General features: G+C 73.3%; 19 protein-coding genes. 10 read left to right on the forward strand and 9 right to left on the reverse strand.

What is annotated here, in order from left to right; all coding sequences use genetic code 11:
* Positions 1-341 precede the first annotated feature (341 nt).
* Complete coding sequence (locus tag ACIQVT_RS28625) at positions 342-779, forward strand: hypothetical protein (protein ID WP_003974483.1); 438 nt, start codon at positions 342-344, stop codon at positions 777-779.
* Positions 780-871: 92 nt separating this feature from the next.
* Here the strand turns inward: ACIQVT_RS28625 and ACIQVT_RS28630 are convergent, their stop codons facing one another.
* Positions 872-1777 (reverse strand): helix-turn-helix transcriptional regulator, encoded by a 906-nt coding sequence (locus ACIQVT_RS28630; protein ID WP_403760124.1) that lies wholly within the window; start codon positions 1775-1777, stop codon positions 872-874.
* 231 nt (positions 1778-2008) lie between these two features.
* Here ACIQVT_RS28630 and ACIQVT_RS28635 point away from each other — a divergent pair, with 231 nt between their 5' ends.
* Positions 2009-3421 (forward strand): MFS transporter, encoded by a 1413-nt coding sequence (locus ACIQVT_RS28635; protein WP_403760127.1) that lies wholly within the window; start codon positions 2009-2011, stop codon positions 3419-3421.
* 357 nt (positions 3422-3778) lie between these two features.
* Positions 3779-4048, forward strand: a complete 270-nt coding sequence (locus ACIQVT_RS28640; protein ID WP_403760130.1) for a hypothetical protein — start codon at positions 3779-3781, stop codon at positions 4046-4048.
* A gap of 43 nt (positions 4049-4091) precedes the next feature.
* Here ACIQVT_RS28640 and ACIQVT_RS28645 read toward each other — a convergent pair whose 3' ends face one another.
* The 5 genes from ACIQVT_RS28645 to ACIQVT_RS28665 all read right to left on the reverse strand — a co-directional run bounded on the left by ACIQVT_RS28645 (position 4092) and on the right by ACIQVT_RS28665 (position 8748).
* Positions 4092-5528 carry an ATP-binding protein gene (locus ACIQVT_RS28645; RefSeq protein WP_403760133.1) on the reverse strand — a complete coding sequence of 479 codons (1437 nt, stop codon included), beginning with the start codon at positions 5526-5528 and terminating at the stop codon, positions 4092-4094.
* On the reverse strand, positions 5529-6287 hold the full coding sequence (locus tag ACIQVT_RS28650; protein ID WP_403760270.1) for a response regulator transcription factor: 759 nt from the start codon (positions 6285-6287) through the stop codon (positions 5529-5531). It abuts the gene before it with no gap.
* 139 nt (positions 6288-6426) lie between these two features.
* Positions 6427-7032 carry a CE1759 family FMN reductase gene (locus tag ACIQVT_RS28655; protein WP_403760136.1) on the reverse strand — a complete coding sequence of 202 codons (606 nt, stop codon included), beginning with the start codon at positions 7030-7032 and terminating at the stop codon, positions 6427-6429.
* Complete coding sequence (locus ACIQVT_RS28660) at positions 7029-8114, reverse strand: LLM class flavin-dependent oxidoreductase (RefSeq protein ID WP_403760139.1); 1086 nt, start codon at positions 8112-8114, stop codon at positions 7029-7031. The genes ACIQVT_RS28655 and ACIQVT_RS28660 overlap by 4 nt, the downstream gene beginning before the upstream one ends.
* Positions 8115-8271: 157 nt before the next feature.
* Positions 8272-8748, reverse strand: a complete 477-nt coding sequence (locus ACIQVT_RS28665) for a hypothetical protein (protein WP_403760273.1) — start codon at positions 8746-8748, stop codon at positions 8272-8274.
* Between the two features lie 120 nt (positions 8749-8868).
* Here ACIQVT_RS28665 and ACIQVT_RS28670 point away from each other — a divergent pair, with 120 nt between their 5' ends.
* The 3 genes from ACIQVT_RS28670 to ACIQVT_RS28680 all read left to right on the forward strand — a co-directional run bounded on the left by ACIQVT_RS28670 (position 8869) and on the right by ACIQVT_RS28680 (position 10381).
* Entirely contained in the window at positions 8869-9207 is a 339-nt protein-coding gene (locus ACIQVT_RS28670; RefSeq protein ID WP_403760142.1) for a YnfA family protein, read from the forward strand.
* 213 nt (positions 9208-9420) lie between these two features.
* Positions 9421-10194, forward strand: a complete 774-nt coding sequence (locus tag ACIQVT_RS28675) for an SDR family NAD(P)-dependent oxidoreductase (protein ID WP_403760144.1) — start codon at positions 9421-9423, stop codon at positions 10192-10194.
* A 4-nt stretch (positions 10195-10198) separates the two neighbouring features.
* The gene (locus ACIQVT_RS28680) at positions 10199-10381 is read left to right on the forward strand and encodes a hypothetical protein (protein WP_403760147.1); all 183 of its coding nucleotides are present in this window, start codon (positions 10199-10201) and stop codon (positions 10379-10381) included.
* Positions 10382-10394: 13 nt separating this feature from the next.
* Here ACIQVT_RS28680 and ACIQVT_RS28685 read toward each other — a convergent pair whose 3' ends face one another.
* On the reverse strand, positions 10395-11237 hold the full coding sequence (locus ACIQVT_RS28685; RefSeq protein WP_403760150.1) for an NAD(P)H-binding protein: 843 nt from the start codon (positions 11235-11237) through the stop codon (positions 10395-10397).
* 70 nt (positions 11238-11307) lie between these two features.
* Here ACIQVT_RS28685 and ACIQVT_RS28690 point away from each other — a divergent pair, with 70 nt between their 5' ends.
* Positions 11308-11916, forward strand: a complete 609-nt coding sequence (locus ACIQVT_RS28690; protein WP_403760154.1) for a TetR/AcrR family transcriptional regulator — start codon at positions 11308-11310, stop codon at positions 11914-11916.
* Here the strand turns inward: ACIQVT_RS28690 and ACIQVT_RS28695 are convergent, their stop codons facing one another.
* Entirely contained in the window at positions 11917-13110 is a 1194-nt protein-coding gene (locus ACIQVT_RS28695; protein ID WP_403760157.1) for an RtcB family protein, read from the reverse strand. It abuts the gene before it with no gap.
* 222 nt (positions 13111-13332) lie between these two features.
* Here ACIQVT_RS28695 and ACIQVT_RS28700 point away from each other — a divergent pair, with 222 nt between their 5' ends.
* The 3 genes from ACIQVT_RS28700 to ACIQVT_RS28710 all read left to right on the forward strand — a co-directional run bounded on the left by ACIQVT_RS28700 (position 13333) and on the right by ACIQVT_RS28710 (position 16617).
* The gene (locus tag ACIQVT_RS28700; protein ID WP_403760160.1) at positions 13333-14163 is read left to right on the forward strand and encodes a DUF3558 domain-containing protein; all 831 of its coding nucleotides are present in this window, start codon (positions 13333-13335) and stop codon (positions 14161-14163) included.
* Positions 14164-14274: 111 nt separating this feature from the next.
* Positions 14275-15252, forward strand: coding sequence for a DUF3558 family protein (locus tag ACIQVT_RS28705; RefSeq protein WP_403760163.1), 978 nt, complete (start codon positions 14275-14277; stop codon positions 15250-15252).
* Positions 15253-15345: 93 nt separating this feature from the next.
* On the forward strand, positions 15346-16617 hold the full coding sequence (locus tag ACIQVT_RS28710) for a DUF2637 domain-containing protein (RefSeq protein ID WP_403760167.1): 1272 nt from the start codon (positions 15346-15348) through the stop codon (positions 16615-16617).
* Between the two features lie 67 nt (positions 16618-16684).
* Here the strand turns inward: ACIQVT_RS28710 and lysS are convergent, their stop codons facing one another.
* On the reverse strand, positions 16685-18448 hold the full coding sequence (gene lysS / locus ACIQVT_RS28715) for a lysine--tRNA ligase (protein WP_403760170.1): 1764 nt from the start codon (positions 18446-18448) through the stop codon (positions 16685-16687).
* Positions 18449-18525: the final 77 nt, after the last annotated feature.

Genomic DNA, 18525 nt, shown 5'->3' on the forward strand with positions numbered 1-18525 from the left:
GTGCCCGGCGGGGAAGGCACCGGCGCGACGCGGAGGAAACGACCGAGAGACGACAGGAGACACGGCAGGCCGACACGCGACCGACCGAGGCGCGACCGTCCGACACACGGCCGGTCGAGACGCGGCCGTCCGACGCATGGCAGGCTGACGCACGGCAGACACAGGGCGCACCGGGCGAACCCGAGCGGTACGACCGGCGGATCGACCGGGAACGGAACGACCGCGAGCGGACCGACCGGCAGCCGGCGCGTGATCCGGACAGCGGGACGGACCGGCCGGCCGACCGCCGGCTCGACCACCGGGTCGACCGTCTCCGGGCGGGGAGCAGGAATGGTGGTCGGGTGGGGGTGACGTACAAATACTTCGGCGCGCCGGACGGCGCGACCGCGGCCCGCGTACCCATCTCGATGCGTCCCGAGGAACTCGGCGGCGACGAGCTGGGCATGAACGGCATGTTCACCAAGATCAAGCCGGAGACGATGGCCGCGATGGTCCTGACCGGCATCGAGGGCGTCCCCCTGCACAAGGTGCCGCCCCTGGAACTCGTCGTCCTGCACCCCGACTACGCGGTCGTCAAGCTCCCCATGACGGTGGTCGACCCCCTGCGCGGCATCGGCGAGGAAGCGGTCGGCGCGGCGGCGTTCATCTGGTCCACGGTCCCGGACCGCGGCGGCCCCCGCGACGCCTTCAACGTCTACCAGCTCCTCCACGAGTGGCAGGACTTCAGCCACCGACTGCACGAGGCGGGGCACCAGCCTTACTGCCTGGTCTGGCCCTGACCGGGTTCCTCGGGTGACGGGCGGGGTTCTCGAACCCCGCCGTCGTCATGTGCGGGGAGGGGCCTTGCTTCGCCGTTCCGCAGCCGGGACGTTCATCTTCCCGCTCCCTCACCGGACGCGCCGCTGAGCGGAAGGAGATCGGCGTGTCCTGATCGTGCTGTGCCGGCCAGCAGGCGCAGGGCCGCGTCGGACGGGGTGCCGGGTTCGGCCGTGTAGGTGATGAGGCGCTGGCCGGCCGGGCCGGGCAGGCACAGGTTCTCGAAGCTCAGGTGCAGCGCGCCGACCGCGGGGTGGTGCAGGGACTTGCCGCCCGAGGTGCAGGTGCGGACGGGGTGCCGGGCCCAGAGAGCGGTGAACTCGTCGCTGTGGATGGAGAGCCGGCCGATCAGCTCGGCCAGGGCGCGGTCGTCGGGGTGGCGGCCCGCGACCAGGCGCAGGGAGGCGACCGCGAGGTGGGCCTCCTCCTTGTGATCGGGATACAGGTTCCGGTACCGCTCGTCCAGGAACAGCATCCGTACCAGGTTGGGCCGGTCCGCCGGGGTGTGCGGGGCCTCGCGGGGCAGGTGGGCGGCGAGCAGCGCGTGGCCGAGCGGGTTCCAGGCGAGGACGTCGCCGCGCCGGTCGAGGATGAGCGCCGGTACGTCCGTCATGGCGGCGAGCAACTGCCGGGCCGACGAGGTGGCGTGCTCGGCGCGGGATCCGCCGGGGCGGTGCCCGGTGGCCGGGCGGGCCAGGTCCTTGAGGTGGGCGGTCTCGTCCTCGGTGAGCCGCAGCGTGCGGGCGATCGCCTCCAGCACGGAGTCGGAGACGCCGGCCGCGCGGCCCTGTTCGAGGCGGGTGTAGTGGGTGATGCTGACGCCCGCGAGCAGGGCCAGTTCCTCGCGGCGCAGTCCGGCGACCCGGCGGCGGGCCGGCGCGGTCGCGATGCCGACGTCTTCCGGCCGCAGCGCGCCACGGCGGGACCTGAGGAAGTCTCCCAGCTCGGACAGGGCGCCCATGCGTGCCTCCGGGTGTCGGGCGGTCGTGGTCGGTCCATCCTGCCCGCCGGGGCACGGGCAGGGGATGCCCGTGGGTGGTCCTGTGATGACCACCCTCGCGGCGGGTGGTCGGGAGACGGTGCTGGCTGGGGCGGCCGGGGCGGACGAGCCTCGTACCGCGCGGCTCCGCCCCGGCCGGGACGGACGAGTGGGTACCGCGCGACTCCGTCACACAGAGGGGATCTCCTCGTCATGTCCGTCACCGTCACACCGTCCGTGGGTCCGCACACGGTTCTCACCCCACGGCTCCGCCTGGTGCTCGTGCTGCTGCTCGCGGCCCAGTTCATGCTGGCCGTGGACTTCTCCATCCTGAACGTGGCCCTGCCGGTGATCGGCGCCGGGCTGGGCTTCTCCCTCGCCCACCTCCAGTGGATCGGCACGTCGTTCGCCCTGTGCGCTGCCGGGTTCACGCTGTTGTTCGGCCGGATCGCCGACCTCTTCGGTCCCCGCAGGCTGTTCCTGGGCGGTCTCGTCGTTCTCGCCGCGGCCTCGTTGGCGGGTGGCCTGGCGCAGAGCCCCGGGATGCTGATCGCGGCCCGGGTGTGCCAGGGCCTGGCCACCGCCGCGGTGACCCCGGCGGGGCTGTCGCTGCTGACGACGTCGTTCCCCGAGGGTCCGCTGCGGGAGAGGGCGCTCGGGCTCAACGGGACACTGATGTCGGCGGGATTCACCACCGGGGCGATCCTCGGGGGCCTGCTGACGGACCTGCTGTCGTGGCGCTGGTCCTTCTTCGTCAACGTGCCGGTCGCGCTGGCGGTCCTCCTCGTCGCGCCCGCGGTCATCGCCGAGTCACGGCCCGCTGAGCGCCCGAAGCTGGACGTGCCGGGTGCGGTGACGGTCACGTTCGGGCTGCTCGCCGTCGTCCTCGGTCTGACGCGGGCCGGCGAACACGGCTGGGGCGCACCGGCCACGCTGGTCCCGCTGGCGGCCGGGGCCGCTCTGCTGCTGACGTTCCGGGCCGTCGAACGCCGGGTGCCCGCACCGCTGGTGCCGTCGGGCGTGCTCGGGAAGCGGTCGGTGGCGTGGGGCAACGTCGTGGGGCTGGTCGCGTTCCTGACCGAGACGTCGCTGGTGTTCCTGCTGACCCTCTACCTCCAGGAGGTCCTCGGCTTCTCCCCGCTGGCCGCCGGGTTGTCGTTCGGCGTGCTGGGCGCGGGGACCGTCGTCGGCGGGTCCGTCGCCCCCCGGGTGATCGGCCGGTTCGGCGCGCCCCGGACGATCCTCGCCGGCGGTCTCGTGCAGGCCCTGTTCACGGCGGTCCTGCTCGGGCTCGGCACCGGCCACTCCTCGCTCTGGCTCTTCCTGGGGGCGACGTTCGCGGGCGGGGTGGGCAACATGCTGGTCATCGTCGGTTTCATGGTCACCGCCACGTCCGGGCTCGCCGACCACGAGCAGGGACTGGCGACCGGCCTGGCGACGATGACCCAGCAGATCGGCATCACGATGGGTACCCCGGTGATGAGCGCCGTGGCCACCGCCGCGATGTCGGGTACGGGCGCGGCGGCGGTCCTCGGCGGGCTGCGGACCGCGATCGCGGTGAACGCGGCCGTCGTCCTCGTCGGCACGCTCGCCGGCGGTATCGTCCTGCGGCGCGCGGCGCGGTGACACTCCCGGTCGGGCCGGCTACGGCGCGGGACATGCCGGTGACGGGGCGGGGCAGGGCGGTCTCGCACCGTACTGCTGACCGGTCAGCAGTACGGCGGCTGGTTGGTCGGTGACGTCGCCACCCGCATCCACACCCCGAACTGCCGGTACGGCGGTGTTCGCGTCCTCGGCCATCATGGAGGGGCCCCGCTCGTGGCCCCGGCCGGACGCCGTCGGCGCCGATGGGCCCGGTGGCGCCCCGCGGGTCCGCGCCCGGGGGGGATCGGCACGGCGTCGGTCCCGACCGGGCCTACGTGATGTAGTTTCCCAACCGCCAGCGGCCACCGGGCTGTTCACACGTCTGTTCACGGGGGATCCATGCAGGACATCACGGAAGCGGAACCCGCCGGGGAGGTCTGTGCGCGCAGTCTCGCCCCGACGCTGACCGTCCTCGTCGTCAGCCTGGCCATCGCCGCCGTCGGTGTGTACGAGCTGTGCGGTTTCGGGCTGCACAGCCTGGACCGGCGCCCGCACCTGTTCAGCGACGGCCTGGCGACCGCTGGCGTGATCGTCGCCACGGTGGCCGCCGGGGCGGCGGTGGGCAACCTGGCGTGGCTGCTGACCGTGGCCCGGCGCGGCGGCGACTGACCCGGGACGGCGCCTGACCGGCCGGAGCCCGGAACCCCGCCGGTCAGGCGCCGTCCGCGCGGCGGGTGAATCCGCCCCCGGCCGTGAAGCCGATGACGGCCCCGCCGCCCTCCCGCCGTAAGGCGAACGGCGCTCCGCCGTGGGCCGTGGCGACCTCCCGCACGATGGACAGGCCCAGCCCCGAACCCGGCAGGGAACGCGCGTCGGCGGCGCGGTAGAACCGGTCGAAGATCCGGACGAGGTCGCCCTCCGCGATCCCCGGTCCCCGGTCGCGCACCTCCACCCGGACCGTGCCGGGCCGGGCCGGGCCGGTGACGCCGACCTCGATGGGCGCGCGGCCGTCCGGGTCGAACTTGGCCGCGTTCTCGACCAGGTTGGAGATGGCCCGCTGGAGCATCCCGGGCCGGCCCTCGGTCGTCGTGTCACCGCTGGTGCGCAGCACGATGTCCCGGCCGGTGCGGCGCCGGGCCAGCCCGACCACGTCCTCGGCCAGGTCGGCGAGGTCCACCCGCTGGGGCGGCTCCCCGTCGGACTGCCCGGCGGCGAGGTCGACCAGTTCGTTGACGAGGTCGGTGAGTTCGCGGGCCTCCTGGCCGAGGTCGGCGACCAGTTCCTCGCGGGCGCCGGGCGGCAGTTCGTCGATCCGCCGCAGCAGCGAGATGTTGGTGCGCAGCGAAGTGAGCGGGGTGCGCAGTTCGTGCCCGGCGTCCTGGACGAGGCGCCGCTGGTCCTCCTCGGACTGCGCGAGCCGGCCCAGCATGCGGTCGAAGGCCCGGCCGAGCCGTCCCACCTCGTCGAGGCCGGCGACCGGCACCTGGATGCCGAGCTGGCGGGTGCGGGCCACGTCCTCGGCGGCCGAGGTGAGGATCACCAGGCGCCGGGTGATGCGCCGGGCCAGCCACCAGCCGAACAGCCCGGCCGCGACCACGACGGCCGCCATCAGGATCAGCGTCCGCTGCTGCAACGCCCGCAGCAGGTCCTCGGTGTCGCTGAACTCCTGCGCGACCTGGACCGCGCCCCGCCCGTCGCCGAGCGAGACGGTGGCGATCCGGAACAGGTCCTCGTCCACCCGTACGTCCTTGTGCTGGACCACTCGCCCGGCGGTCCGCGCCAGGGCCGTGGCCCGGTCCCGGGAGGTGACCGGCAGCACCGGGTTGCCGTGGTCCATGATCTGCCCCCGCGCGCCGAGCACCTGGACGTCGGTGCGGGCGGGGCGGACCAGGTCGTGTCCGGGGCGGGAGGAGGAGAAGTCGCCGGGGACCATCTCGTGCTGCCGCACCTCGTCCCGCACATCCCGGACGACCTGTGTGAACACCGACTGCTGGTCGACGCGGACGAGCCGCGCGGCGGAGTTGTACGACAGGATGCCGACGAGGATCGTGACGGCGGCGGTGACGGCCGCGAAGGAGACCGCGAAGGTGGTGCGCAGGGAGACCAGCTTGGGCCGGGGCCGGGCCGGCAGCCGCCAGCGGCGTCCCACCTAGTCCTCCCGGAGCACGTAGCCCACGCCGCGCACGGTGTGGATCAGCTGGGGTGCGCCGGGCTCGTCCAGTTTGCGGCGCAGGTAGCCGACGTACACGGCGAGGTTCTTGGAGCCGGGCCCGAAGTCGTACCCCCAGATCCGGTCGTAGATCGTGGAGTGGTCCAGGACGATGCCCGCGTTGCGCACCAGCAGTTCCAGCAGTTCGAACTCGGTGCGGGTCAGTTCCAGCTCGCGCCGGCCGCGCCAGGCCCGGCGGGCCTGGAGGTCCATGCGCAGGCCGGCCGCCTCCAGCTGCCGGCCGGAGGAGACGGACGCCTCCCGTCCGGACCCGTCCCGTACGGCACCGTCGCGCGTGGCGCCCTCGCGTACGGCGCCTTCGGGGGTGCCGTCGGCGGCCGGCGGGCTGATGCGGCGCAGCAGGGCGCGCAGCCGGGCGAAGACCTCCTCCACGTCGAACGGCTTGACCACGTAGTCGTCGGCGCCGGCGTCCAGGCCGGCGATGCGGTCGGCGGTCTCGACCAGGGCGGTGAGCATGAGGATCGGGGTGCGGTTGCCCTCGGTGCGCAGGACGCGGCAGACCTGGAGGCCGTCGATCCCGGGCATCATGACGTCGAGGAGGAGGACGTCCGGCGGGTTCCGGTGAGCCTGCGCCAGTGCTTCCACGCCGTCGGCGACCGCCGTCACCGCGTACCCCTCCAGGGTCAGGGCCCGCTCCAGGGCGTGGCGGATGGCGCGGTCGTCTTCGGCGAGCAGCACAGTCGGGGGCACGCCCCCAGTCTGCCAAGGCCGCCGCCCGTTCAGCCGGGGGCGGCGGCCCGCGGTCACGCTTTTTACCGGCCTCTCACCGTCGCGGCCGTGACCGGTGCCGCGGCCGCTCGCCGGCCCCCGGCCCGGGTCACGAGGCGAGCCGGGCGAGCTGGTCCGCGAAGGGGACGACCTCGAAGCCGGCCGCCCCGGTCCGGCCGGCCTCCCGGCGCGCCGGCCGCGCGGACAGGCCGGTCGCCAGCGCCGCCAGTTCCCCGGCGGCCCGCTCGATCCGCTCCGGCAGGCCCTCGGCACCCCAGTCCTCCGACGCCGCGTACACGCCGGTCGGCACGACCACGGCCCGCAGGTGGGTGAGGAGCGGCCGCAGCGCGTGGTCCAGCACCAGCGAGTGCCGGGCGCTGCCGCCGGTGGCGGCGATCAGCACGGGCTTGCCGGCCACCGCGTCCCGGTCCAGCACGTCGAAGAAGGACTTGAACAGTCCGCTGTACGAGGCGCTGAACACCGGCGTCACGACGATCAGCCCGTCGGCCGCCGCCACCGTGTCCTGGGCGGCGGCGAGCTTCTCGCCGGGGAAGCCGTTGGTGAGGGCGTGCGCGATCTCGACGGCGAGGTCCCGGACCTCGATCACCTCGGTCTCGGCCGGGGTGTGCCGGTCCACCGCGGCGGCCAGCCGGTCGGCCAGCAGCCGGGTGGAGGACGGCACGCTCAGTCCGGCCGACACGACGACGAGCCTCATACGGTGGCCGCCTCCTTCGCGGTGAGCAGGGACTGGTGGGTCGGCGCCTCCGGCACGTCCGCCGGGCGCCCCTTGGCGAACTCCTCGCGCAGCACCGGCACGACCTCCTCGCCGAGGATGTCGAGCTGTTCCAGCACGGTCTTCAGGGGCAGGCCGGCGTGGTCCATGAGGAACAGCTGGCGCTGGTAGTCGCCGGCGTACTCGCGGAACGACAGGGTCTTCTCGATCACCTGCCGCGGCGAGCCGACGGTCAGCGGGGTCTGGGCGGTGAAGTCCTCCAGCGAGGGCCCGTGGCCGTACACCGGCGCGTTGTCGAAGTAGGGCCGGAACTCCCGTACCGCGTCCTGGGAGTTGGGGCGCATGAACACCTGGCCGCCGAGGCCGACGATCGCCTGCTCCGGGGTGCCGTGCCCGTAGTGGGCGTAGCGGGTCCGGTAGAACTCGACCATCCGCCGGGTGTGGTCGGCGGGCCAGAAGATGTTGTTGTGGAAGAAGCCGTCGCCGTAGTAGGCGGCCTGCTCGGCGATCTCCGGGGAGCGGATGGAGCCGTGCCAGACGAACGGCGCGACGCCGTCCAGCGGGCGGGGTGTCGAGGTGAAGCCCTGGAGCGGGGTGCGGAACTTGCCCTCCCAGTCGACGACGTCCTCGTGCCACAGCCGGCGCAGCAGGGCGTAGTTCTCGATGGCGAGGTCGATGCCGTCCCGGATGTCCTTGCCGAACCACGGGTACACCGGCCCGGTGTTGCCGCGGCCCGTCATGAGGTCGACGCGCCCGTCGGCCAGGTGCTGGAGCATCGCGAAGTCCTCCGCGATCTTCACCGGGTCGTTGGTGGTGATCAGGGTGGTGGAGGTGGAGAGGACGAGCCGCTCGGTCCGCGCGGCTATGTGGCCGAGCATGGTGGTGGGGGACGACGGCACGAACGGCGGGTTGTGGTGCTCGCCGGTCGCGAAGACGTCGAGCCCGACCTCCTCGGCCTTCAGCGCGATGGCGACCATGGCCTTGATCCGCTCGCGCTCGGTCGGGGTGCGGCCCGTGGTGGGGTCCGGCGTGACATCGCCGACCGTGAAGATCCCGAACTGCATGGTCGCTCACCCTCCAGGTTGTTGACGATTCAACTATACCTGGCCAACGGCGCCCCTCCCCCCGTTATTCCGCACCCCCGGGCAGCGGCACCGGCGGTCGCCGCCTGCCCTGCCCACCGGCCCGCCGACCTGCCCCGCGCACCCCCGTCCCGGCGGCTCAGAAGACGTACGGGTCCCCCGTGGCCAGCACCGACACCGTCAGCCGGTCGTTCGCCCGGTTCGCGTCCACCGCGCTGCCGACCCAGACCAGGTCGATGTCCAGCGTCACCTCCGCCGGCAGCTCCGCGAGCCGCACCGGCACGGTCCGCTGCTCCCCCGCCGCGTCCGCGGCCAGCTCCCCGGTCGCGCACAGCACGGTCCGCTCGTCCGCGCGCAGGCACCCGGCGGGCAGCTCCTGCCGGCCGGCCAGCGCCACCGACCAGCGCAGCCGGACGGTGGCGTCCGTGACGGCGCCGGGCCCCTCGTTGCTCGGGGTCAGCCGCACCTCCACCCGGTCCGCGTCCAGCACCGCGCTCCCGTGCAGGGCGACGTCGGCCGCCGGCGCCGGCGCGGCCACGCGTACCGGCGCGGCCACCGCCGTCCCCGGGGCCAGCACCGCGCCGGCACACACCCCGGACAGCACCCACGTCCGCATCCGCACGGTCCCTCACCACTTCCCGCTCGCGCCCGGTCCGCCGTACGGATGTATGCCACGCGCGGCACCGGCCAGGCGCCCTCCAACAGGTGACACGGACCGGCGTGGGAAGCTGCCCGCATGCCCGTCCTCCGCTCCGCCGCCCTGTTCGCCGCCGCCGCGCTGCTCGAGATCGGCGGCGCCTGGCTGGTCTGGCAGGGCCTGCGCGAACACCGCGGCTGGCTGTGGATCACCGGTGGAGTCCTCGCCCTCGGGGCGTACGGCTTCACCGCCGCCTTCCAGCCCGACGCCCACTTCGGCCGCGTGCTCGCCGCCTACGGCGGGATCTTCGTGGCCGGCTCCCTGCTGTGGGGGGTGGTCGCCGACGGCTACCGCCCCGACCGCTGGGACGTCGCCGGGGCGCTGATCTGCCTCGCCGGGACCGCGGTCATCATGTGGGCACCGCGCAACGGCGGCTGAGGCCTCACCCAGGGTCTTTCGTTCGGATCGGGCCGGATCAGGGAGCGGGGTCCGGTGCCGTGCATCGCAAGGCGGAGGAGGGCGTCATGGCGGAGCCATGGCAACCGACGACGACGCGGCGAGGCGCGGTGCCAGACCCCGCGAGCCCGGCATGATCCGAACAAGAGGCCCTAGGCTGGACGCGCCCGTCCCACTGCAGTCCCAGGAGCAGCCATGGCCACCGCCCCGTCCGCCGCCTCCCGCATCGCCGTCGTCACCGGTGCGAGCAGCGGTATCGGCGCCGCCACCGCCCGGCGTCTCGCCGCGGCCGGCTACCGCGTCGTGCTCACCGCCCGCCGCAAGGACCGGATCGAGGCGCTCGCCGAGGAACTGACGGCGGCGGGCCACTCGGCGGTGGCCTACCAGCTGGACGTCACCGACCGCGCGGCCGTGGACGAGTTCGCCACGGCGTTCCGGACCATCGGCGTCCTCGTCAACAACGCGGGCGGCGCGCTCGGCGCGGACCCGGTCGCCACCAGCGACCCCGCCGACTGGCGCACGATGTACGAGACGAACGTCCTCGGCACCCTGAACCTCACCCAGGCCCTGCTGCCCGCGCTGGAGGCCAGCGGCGACGGCGTGGTGGTGGTCGTGTCCTCCACCGCGGGCCACGGCACCTACGAGGGCGGCGGCGGTTACGTGGCCGCCAAGCACGGCGCCCACGTCCTCGCCGAGACGCTGCGCCTGGAGATCGTCGGCCGGCCGGTGCGGGTGGTGGAGATCGCGCCCGGCATGGTCCGGACGGACGAGTTCGCCCTGACCCGGTTCGGCGGGGACGCGGAGAAGGCGGCCAAGGTGTACGAGGGCGTCGCCGAGCCGCTCACCGCGGACGACGTGGCCGAGACGATCACCTGGGCGGTGACCCGCCCCAGCCACGTCAACGTCGACCTGCTGGTCCTGCGTCCGCGCGCCCAGGCGTCGAACACCAAGGTGCACCGGGAGGTGTGACGCCGTGACACCCCCCGAGGACCCCGCCGGGACGACGACACCGTCCGCCGCCTCCGCCGCCGAGCGGCGCCGCCTGGCCCAGGAGACCAGGGACGAGCGCCAGGTCTGGTACTTCCTGGCCTACTTCCTGTTCGGCATCCACCTCGTGGCGTTCGTCATGATCTACGCGGTCCGGCACGCCGGGTAGCGCACCGGGCCGGTCAGGCGAACGCGGGCAGGTTGCGGCGGACCCAGGCCGCGAAGGGGGCGGCCGGGCGGTGCAGGACGGCCTCCACGTCGGGGCTGACCCGCCGCTCGGCCGGCAGCGGCTCACCGAGGACGTCCAGCGTGCCGGCGACGGCCTCCTCCGGCATGAAGCCGGCCATCCTCGCGTGCGCCTCCTCGCGGGACAGCTCCACGAAGGCCACCTCCTCGCCGAGGGCCGCGGCGAGCACCCCGGCCTGACCGCGCGGACTGATCGGCTCCGGGCCGGTCAGCTCGTACACACGGCCCGCGTGGCCGTCCTCGCGCAACGCGGCGGCGGCGACCGCGGCGATGTCCGCCGGGTCGACCACGGGCAGCGCGACGTCGCCGAAGGGCGCGAGGACGGTACGCCGGGTGCGCACCGACTCGGCCCAGGCGAAGGCGTTGGAGGCGAATCCGCCGGGCCGCAGCAGGGTGAACTCCCGCCCGCAGGCCCGTACCGCCGTCTCGAACGACCGCAGCCGGGCGAACCCGGGCACCTCCGGGCGAGCGGCGCTCGCCAGCGACGACACCAGGACGATCCGCTCGACACCGGCGTCCACGACCGCGTCCAGCAGCACACCGGGGTCCTCCCCCCGGCTGTTCAGTTCACCGCCCAGCAGCAGGAACAGGGCGCGCGAACCGTCGGCGGCGGCCCGCAGGTCGGCGGCGTCCCCGGCGTCGCCCCGCACCCACCGCACCCCGGCCGGACCGGCGGGCCGGTCCCCCCGGGACACGGCGACGACCTCCTCGCCGGCCGCGGCCAGCACCTCCACCAGCGTCCGCCCGATGTTCCCCGTGGCACCCGTCACTGTGATCACAACGCCCCCTGCTGCCCTGATTGTTAGTTAGTCAGCTGACTAACTCAGAAGCTACTCTACAATCAGTCAGGTGACAAACTCAGTGGACCGGCGGGCAGGAGCGTCCCAGAAACGGCGGCGGCTCACGGCGGCCGCGGCCCGGGTCCTGCACGAGCAGGGCGTCGAGCGCACCACCCTCGCCGACATCGCGCGCGAGGCCGGCGTCCCGGTCGGGAACGTCTACTACTACTTCAAGACGAAGGACGAGCTGGTCCGGGCCGCGCTCTGCGAGCACCGCGCCCACCTGGACGAACTCACCGCCGCGCTGGAGGAGTCGGCGGATCCGCGCGACCGGCTCAAGGGCCTGGTCAGGGCCTGGGTCGACCAGCGCGAGACCGCCGCCCGCCACGGCTGCCCCACCGGCACCCTGGCCGCCGAGCTGGACAAGCGCGCCGACGGCACCCTGGACGCGGAGGCCGGCGAGGTCATCCGGTCCCTGCTGGACTGGGCCGCCGCGCAGTTCCGCGCGCTGGCGCTGCCCGCCCCGGACGACCTCGCCCTCACCCTGGTCTCGGGCTACCAGGGCATGTCCCTGCTGGCCAACGCGCTGCGCGACCCGGAGGTCATGAGCCGCGAGGGCGCCCGGCTGCTGCGCTGGCTGGACTCCCTCGGCGGGCCGGACACCACCGGTACCGGGTGATCAGCCCTTCACGCAGACGACCTGCCTGAGCTTCGCCACGACCTCGACCAGGTCCCGCTGCTGCTCGATGACCTGGTCGATCGACTTGTAGGCGGCCGGGATCTCGTCCACCACGCCGGAGTCCTTGCGGCACTCCACGCCCCGGGTCTGCTCCTCCAGGTCCCGCGCCGTGAAGCGCCGCTTGGCCGCGCTGCGGCTCATCCGCCGGCCGGCGCCGTGGGAGGCGGAGTTGAAGGCCAGCTCGTTGCCGAGCCCGCGCACGATGTACGACCCCGTGCCCATCGAGCCCGGGATGATCCCGTAGTCGCCGGAGCCGGCCCGGATCGCGCCCTTGCGGGTCACGAGCAGGTCCATGCCGTCGTAGCGCTCCTCCGACACGTAGTTGTGGTGGCAGGAGATCTCCGGCTCGAAGACCGGCCGGGCCTTCGTGAACTCCTTGCGGACCACGTCCTTCAGCAGCGCCATCATGAGCGTGCGGTTGTACTTGGCGTACTCCTGGGCCCAGAAGAGGTCGTTGCGGTAGGCCGCCATCTGCGGGGTGTCCGCCACGAATACGGCGAGGTCGCGGTCGACCAGACCCTGGTTGTGCGGAAGTTGCCGGGCGACGCCGATGTGGTGCTCGGCCAGCTCCTTGCCGATGTTGCGGCTGCCGGAGTGGAGCATGAGCCAGACCGCGTCGTCGTCGGCCACGCAGACCTCGACGAAGTGGTTGCCCGACCCGAGCGTGCCCATCTGGGCGACCGCCCGGCTCCGGCGGAAGCGCACCGCGTCCGCGACCCCGTCGAACCGCCCCCAGAAGTCCTCCCAGCCGGAGGTGGCCAGCCCGTGGAAGCCGCCCGGCTCGACCGGGTCGTCGTGCATACCGCGCCCGACCGGGATGGCCTGCTCGATCTTCGACCGCAGCCGCGACAGGTCACCGGGCAGGTCGGCGGCGGTCAGCGACGTCCGCACCGCGGACATGCCGCAGCCGATGTCCACGCCGACCGCCGCCGGGCACACCGCGTCCCGCATCGCGATGACCGAGCCGACGGTCGCACCCTTGCCGTAGTGCACGTCCGGCATCACGGCCAGGCCCTCGATCCACGGCAGGGTCGCCACGTTCCGGAGCTGGCGCAGGGCCCCCTCCTCGACGGTCGCCGGGTCCGCCCACATCCGGATCGGCGTCTTCGCGCCCGGTATCTCCACGTACGACATGTGTTCCTCATTCCCCCGAAAGCCGACGTAAGCCGGCGAAAAGGCTATAAGCAGCGATACGCAAAAGCGGCGCCAAGGTCGGTGATTCGGGACAGGGGACCGGCGTCCACGGCAGTGCGTGCGATACACATTGTCTCCAGGGGGCGCCCCGCCGCGGCAAGCGATTAACCGGCGGGGACACTGGAGCACCAGCGATCACAGACCGTCGAGAGGAGCCCGACCGTGCAGCGGAAGGCGTACGTATCCGGCACCGCCGCCCTCCTCGCGGCGCTGCTGGCCGGCTGCACGAGCGGGTCGACGGACGCCGGCCCGGCGGACGACGCCAACCCGGGCGACGCCGGCACCACCGCGGTCGCCGCCCAGCCCGGCAGGTACCGCACGCTGCCCGAACCGTGCGGCGTGGTCGGCCACGACAACCTGGCCGCGCTGCTGCCCGGCATCCAGCAGATCACCGACCCCGACCAGCGGGACAAGGCCTACCAGGGCGAGGCCACGCTGACGTACGACACCGACCGCAAGGTCGGCTGCCGCTGGAAGGTCGAGTCGGCCGGCGCCACGGACCGCCTGTCGGTCGACTTCGAGCGCGTGGTCTCGTACGACAACGCGGTCAGCGACGACGACCAGGCGCGCAAGCTGTTCCAGGAGCAGGAGAGCGCCGCCGACCTCCCCGAGCCGAGCGGCGCCTCGACGACGGCCGCCGTGCCGACGGTCACCCCGTCCCCGGCGGACAGCGCGGGCGACGACGCCTCCCCGTCCGCGTCGCGGACCTCCCCGGCGCCCTCGGGCTCGTCCGCCGGTGACCCGCCCGCCGACCTCCAGCCGCGCGTCCTGAGCGACCTCGGTGACGAGGCGTACCTGGACGACCGGCTCAGCACCTCCGGCTCGACGGCCGAACAGCGGACCGTGACTGTGGTGTTCCGCACGTCCAACGTCGTCATCACCGTCGAGTACGAGGAACAGCCGACGGCCACCGGAACGGTCCCCGACAGCAAGGAAATGCAGGACAGGGCCGGTGATCTGGCCTCCCAACTGGCCGACGCCCTCACCGGCTGACGGCCGCCGGGGCCCCACCACCGGCCGCCCGCAAAGGAGTCGGACGCGGACCGCACGGCTCCCTCACCGCGTACCGTGGCCCCGCAGGAACCCGCACGAACACCGAGCGTCATGAGTGAAGGAACCATGCAGCGAGCAGCCCAGCGAGACGACCGCGCCCCGGAGGCACCTTCCACGCCGGTGAGGCAGCGGGAGGGCGGCCGGCGGGCCGGGCGCCTGCGCCGCACCCTTGCCTGCGCGGCGGCCGTCCCCGCGCTGCTGATCACGGCCGCCTGTTCCTCCGGCTCCTCGGACTCCGGGGCCAAGGCCGGCGACGACGGCACCCGGCAGCCCTCGGCCGGCAGCACCGCGCCCTCGGCGAGCGCGTCCCCGACCGTGCCGGCCGCGGCGTACCACAAGCTTCCCGAGCCCTGCGGCGTGCTGTCGAGGAAGACCCTGACCGAACTGGTGCCGAAGGCCGCCGAGTCGGGCAAGAACGGCAGCTCGGACGATCCGTCGGCACGCTCCTCGTGCTCCTGGGACAGCCTGGACAACAACGGTGTCAAGGGCTCCCAGTTCCGCTGGCTGCACGTGTCCCTGCTGCGCTTCGACTCGGACGCCACGCGCGGTTCCGGCGACGACCAGGCCCACACGTACTTCGGCCGGCAGGCCGAGGACGCGAAGGCCGTGGACGGCGCCAAGGGCGTCAAGGTCGTCCCGCTGAGCGGCACGGGCGCCGAGGCGACCGCGGTGCGCTACGACCTGAAGAAGAAGGAAGGCCTCTTCCGGCAGCAGACAGCCGTCGCCCGGGTGGAGAACGTCGTCGTCACCGTGGACTACAACGGCGCCGGACTCGCGGGCGAGAAGACCCCGTCCGCCGACGACCTGACGAAGGCGGCGGAGAAGGCGCTGAAGGAGGCGGTCGCGTCCGTCTCCGCGGCCAACGGCGATGGATCCGGGCCGGGTTCGGGCACGAAGTCCCCCGCGTCGCCGTCCGCGCCGGCGTCGAAGTCGCCGTCCGGGACGGCGTCGGGGCCCGCCTCCGCGTCACCGTCGAAGTCGCCCTCGGCGAGCGCGTCCGCGGCCAAGGCGGCCGCCGCCAAGAGCTGACCGGAGGGCCTTCGCGACCCACCGACAGTACGTTCGGCGCACACGTGTGCCACTCTGTTGCGCGCAACGACACGCAACGGGAGGGGAGTACGAGTGGCCGCGCCACTGCCGCAGCTGACCCGGATGCACCGCGTACTGATCGGCGTGGTCGTGACCGGCGCTCTGATCATCGCCGGGATCGGCTTCGCCGGCTCGTACGCGGCCGTCCGTGAGCTGGCCGTCAAGAAGGGCTTCGGGAACTTCTCCTACGTGTTCCCGGTGGGCATCGACGCGGGCATCTGCGTCCTGCTCTCCCTCGACCTGCTGCTCACCTGGATCCGCATCCCCTTCCCGCTCCTGCGCCAGACCGCGTGGCTGCTGACGGCGGCGACGATCGCCTTCAACGGCGCCGCCGCCTGGCCGGACCCGCTGGGCGTGGGCATGCACGCGGTGATCCCCGTCCTGTTCGTGGTGTCCGTGGAGGCCGCCCGCCACGCGGTCGGCCGGATCGCCGACATCACGGCGGACAAGCACATGGAGGGGGTCCGCCTCACCCGCTGGCTCCTCTCCCCGCTCCCCACGTTCCTGCTGTGGCGCCGCATGAAGCTGTGGGAACTGCGCTCCTACGAGCAGGTCATCAAGCTGGAGCAGGAACGTCTCGTCTACCAGGCCCGTCTGCGCTCCCGGTTCGGCCGCGCCTGGCGCCGCAAGGCCCCGGTGGAGTCGCTGATGCCGCTGCGCCTGGCCCGCTACGGCGTCCCCCTGGCGGAGACGGCCCCCGCCGGCCTGGCCGCGGCCGGCATCGACCCGGCGCTCCTGCCGCCGGCGCCGCAGCCCCGGCAGCCGGCGGTGGCCGCTCCCGCCGCCCTCGCGGGCGCCCCGGGCACCGGCCCGGCGCCCGCCGCGCGGCGGGCGGAGCCGTCCGGCGAGCAGCACCCCGAGCCCCCCGTGGACGAGGAGAGCCCCTGGTTCCAGGCGCCCCGGGAGATCGAGTACCACGGCGGCTACGACCCCGCCTACGAGCCGCCCCCCGAGGCCCAGTACGAGCCCGAGGAGCAGTACGAGGACTGGTACGACGAGCAGCCCCCGGAGCAGTTCCAGCAGCCCTCCCCGGAGGAGACCGGCAGCTTCCCCATCCCGGTGGGCCCGCACCGCACCCGCGAACTCGGCGAGGGCGGCGGCACCCCGGAGCCGGAGCCGACCGAGGAGGACTACTACCAGGTCTTCCGCAAGTCGATCGACGGCAGCTACCCCACGGCCGCCCAGTTCCGGGACGACGTGGAGGCGACGTTCGCCCTCACGCTGCCGCCGCAGGAGGCCAACCGCATGGTCAACCGGTTCACCAACCGGCACACGGCGGAACTCCAGGACGACCACATCGCCTGAGCGACGGCCGCACGGACGACGACATGAAGAAGGGGCCCTTCTCACGAAGGGCCCCTTCTTCATGTCGTCACTCCCCGAGCAGCTCCCGCACCCGCTCCTGGCCCACGGCGAGCAGCAGCGTGGGCAGCCGGGGACCGGTGTCCCGGCCGACCAGCAGGTGGTAGAGCAGGGCGAAGAACGTCCGCTGGGCCGTCTTGATCTCGGCCGGCAGCTCCTTCGGCGTGGCGTCGGCGGAGAAACCGGCCTGCACCTTCGGCACGCCGTACACGAGGTGCGTCAGCCCGTCCAGCGACCAGTGCGCTGCCAGCCCGTCCAGCAGCAGCCGCAGCGACTCGCGGGAGGCGTCGTCGAGGGACTTCAGCAGCTCGGCGTCCGGCTCGTCGCGCACGATGGTCCGCTGGTCGGCGGGGACCTGCGTGTTGATCCACGCCTCGGCCCGGTCGAAGCGCGGGCGGACCTCGTCCAGCGAGGCCAGCGGCTGCTCCGGATCCAGCTCGGACAGGATCCGCAGCGCCTGGTCCTCGTGCCCGGCGGTGATGTCGGCGACGGACGCGAGCGTGCGGTACGGCAGCGGACGCGGCGTCCTCGGCAGCTCACCGGCGGCGGTGCCGACGGCCCGCGTGTGGGCGGCGACGTCCGCGGGCAGGGCGGAGCCGTCGGCGACCTTGGCCGCCAGCTTGTCCCACTCGTCGTACAGCCGCTGGATCTCCTGGTCGAAGGCGATCTTGAAGGACTGGTTGGGCCGGCGCCGGGCGTACAGCCAGCGCAGCAGCTGCGGCTCCATGATCTTCAGCGCGTCCGCCGGGGTCGGCACCCCGCCGCGCGACGACGACATCTTGGCCATGCCGCTGATGCCGACGAAGGCGTACATCGGCCCGATCGGCTGCCGGCCGCCGAAGATCCCGACGATCTGCCCGCCGACCTGGAAGGACGATCCCGGCGAGGAGTGGTCGACACCGCTGGGCTCGAAGACGACGCCCTCGTACGCCCACCGCATCGGCCAGTCGACCTTCCACACCAGCTTGCCGCGGTCGAACTCGCTGAGCCGGACGGTCTCCGCGAACCCGCACACCGTGCAGGTGTACGCCAGCTCGGTGGTGTCGTCGTCGTAGGAGGTGACCGTCGTCAGGTCCTTCTCGCAGTTGCCGCAGTACGGCTTGTACGGGAAGTACCCGGCGGAGCCGGAGCTGCCGTCGTCCTCGGCGGCGGCGCCGGAGCCCTCCGCCGCCTCCAGCTCGGCCTCGTCCAGCGGCTTCTGCTGCTTCTTGGCCGGGGCCTTCTTCGTGCGGTACTGGTCGAGGATCGCGTCGATGTCGCCGCGGTGCCGCATCGCGTGCAGGATCTGCTCGCGGTAGGCGCCCGAGGTGTACTGCGCGGTCTGGCTGATCCCGTCGAACTCGACGCCCAGCTCGGCCAGCGACGCGGTCATCGCGGCCTTGAAGTGCTCCGCCCAGTTCGGGTGCTCGGAACCCTTCGGCGCCGGGACCGAGGTCAGCGGCTTGCCGATGTGCTCGGCCCAGGACTCGTCGACGCCCGCGACGCCGGCCGGCACCTTGCGGTAGCGGTCGTAGTCGTCCCAGGAGATGAGGTGGCGCACCCGGTACCCGCGGCGCCGGATCTCGTCGGCGACCAGGTGCGGGGTCATGACCTCCCGCAGGTTGCCGAGGTGGATCGGGCCGGAGGGCGAGAGACCGGACGCGACGACGATCGGCGCCGCGGCGGCGTCCGGCGTCACTTTGCCGGGGGCACGGCGCTCCGACTCCTCGATGACCTCATCCGCGAAACGGGAGACCCAGTCGGTGGTCTCGGTGCTCTGAGCCACGATCGGCACGTCCTTCTTTCTGAACGGGTGACACCCCATTGTCACAGACCCGCTCGCGACCAGGAAAATGCCTTTGCCCCCCGTGG

The organism is Streptomyces sp. NPDC100445 (assembly GCF_044759735.1).
Lineage (GTDB): Bacteria > Actinomycetota > Actinomycetes > Streptomycetales > Streptomycetaceae > Streptomyces.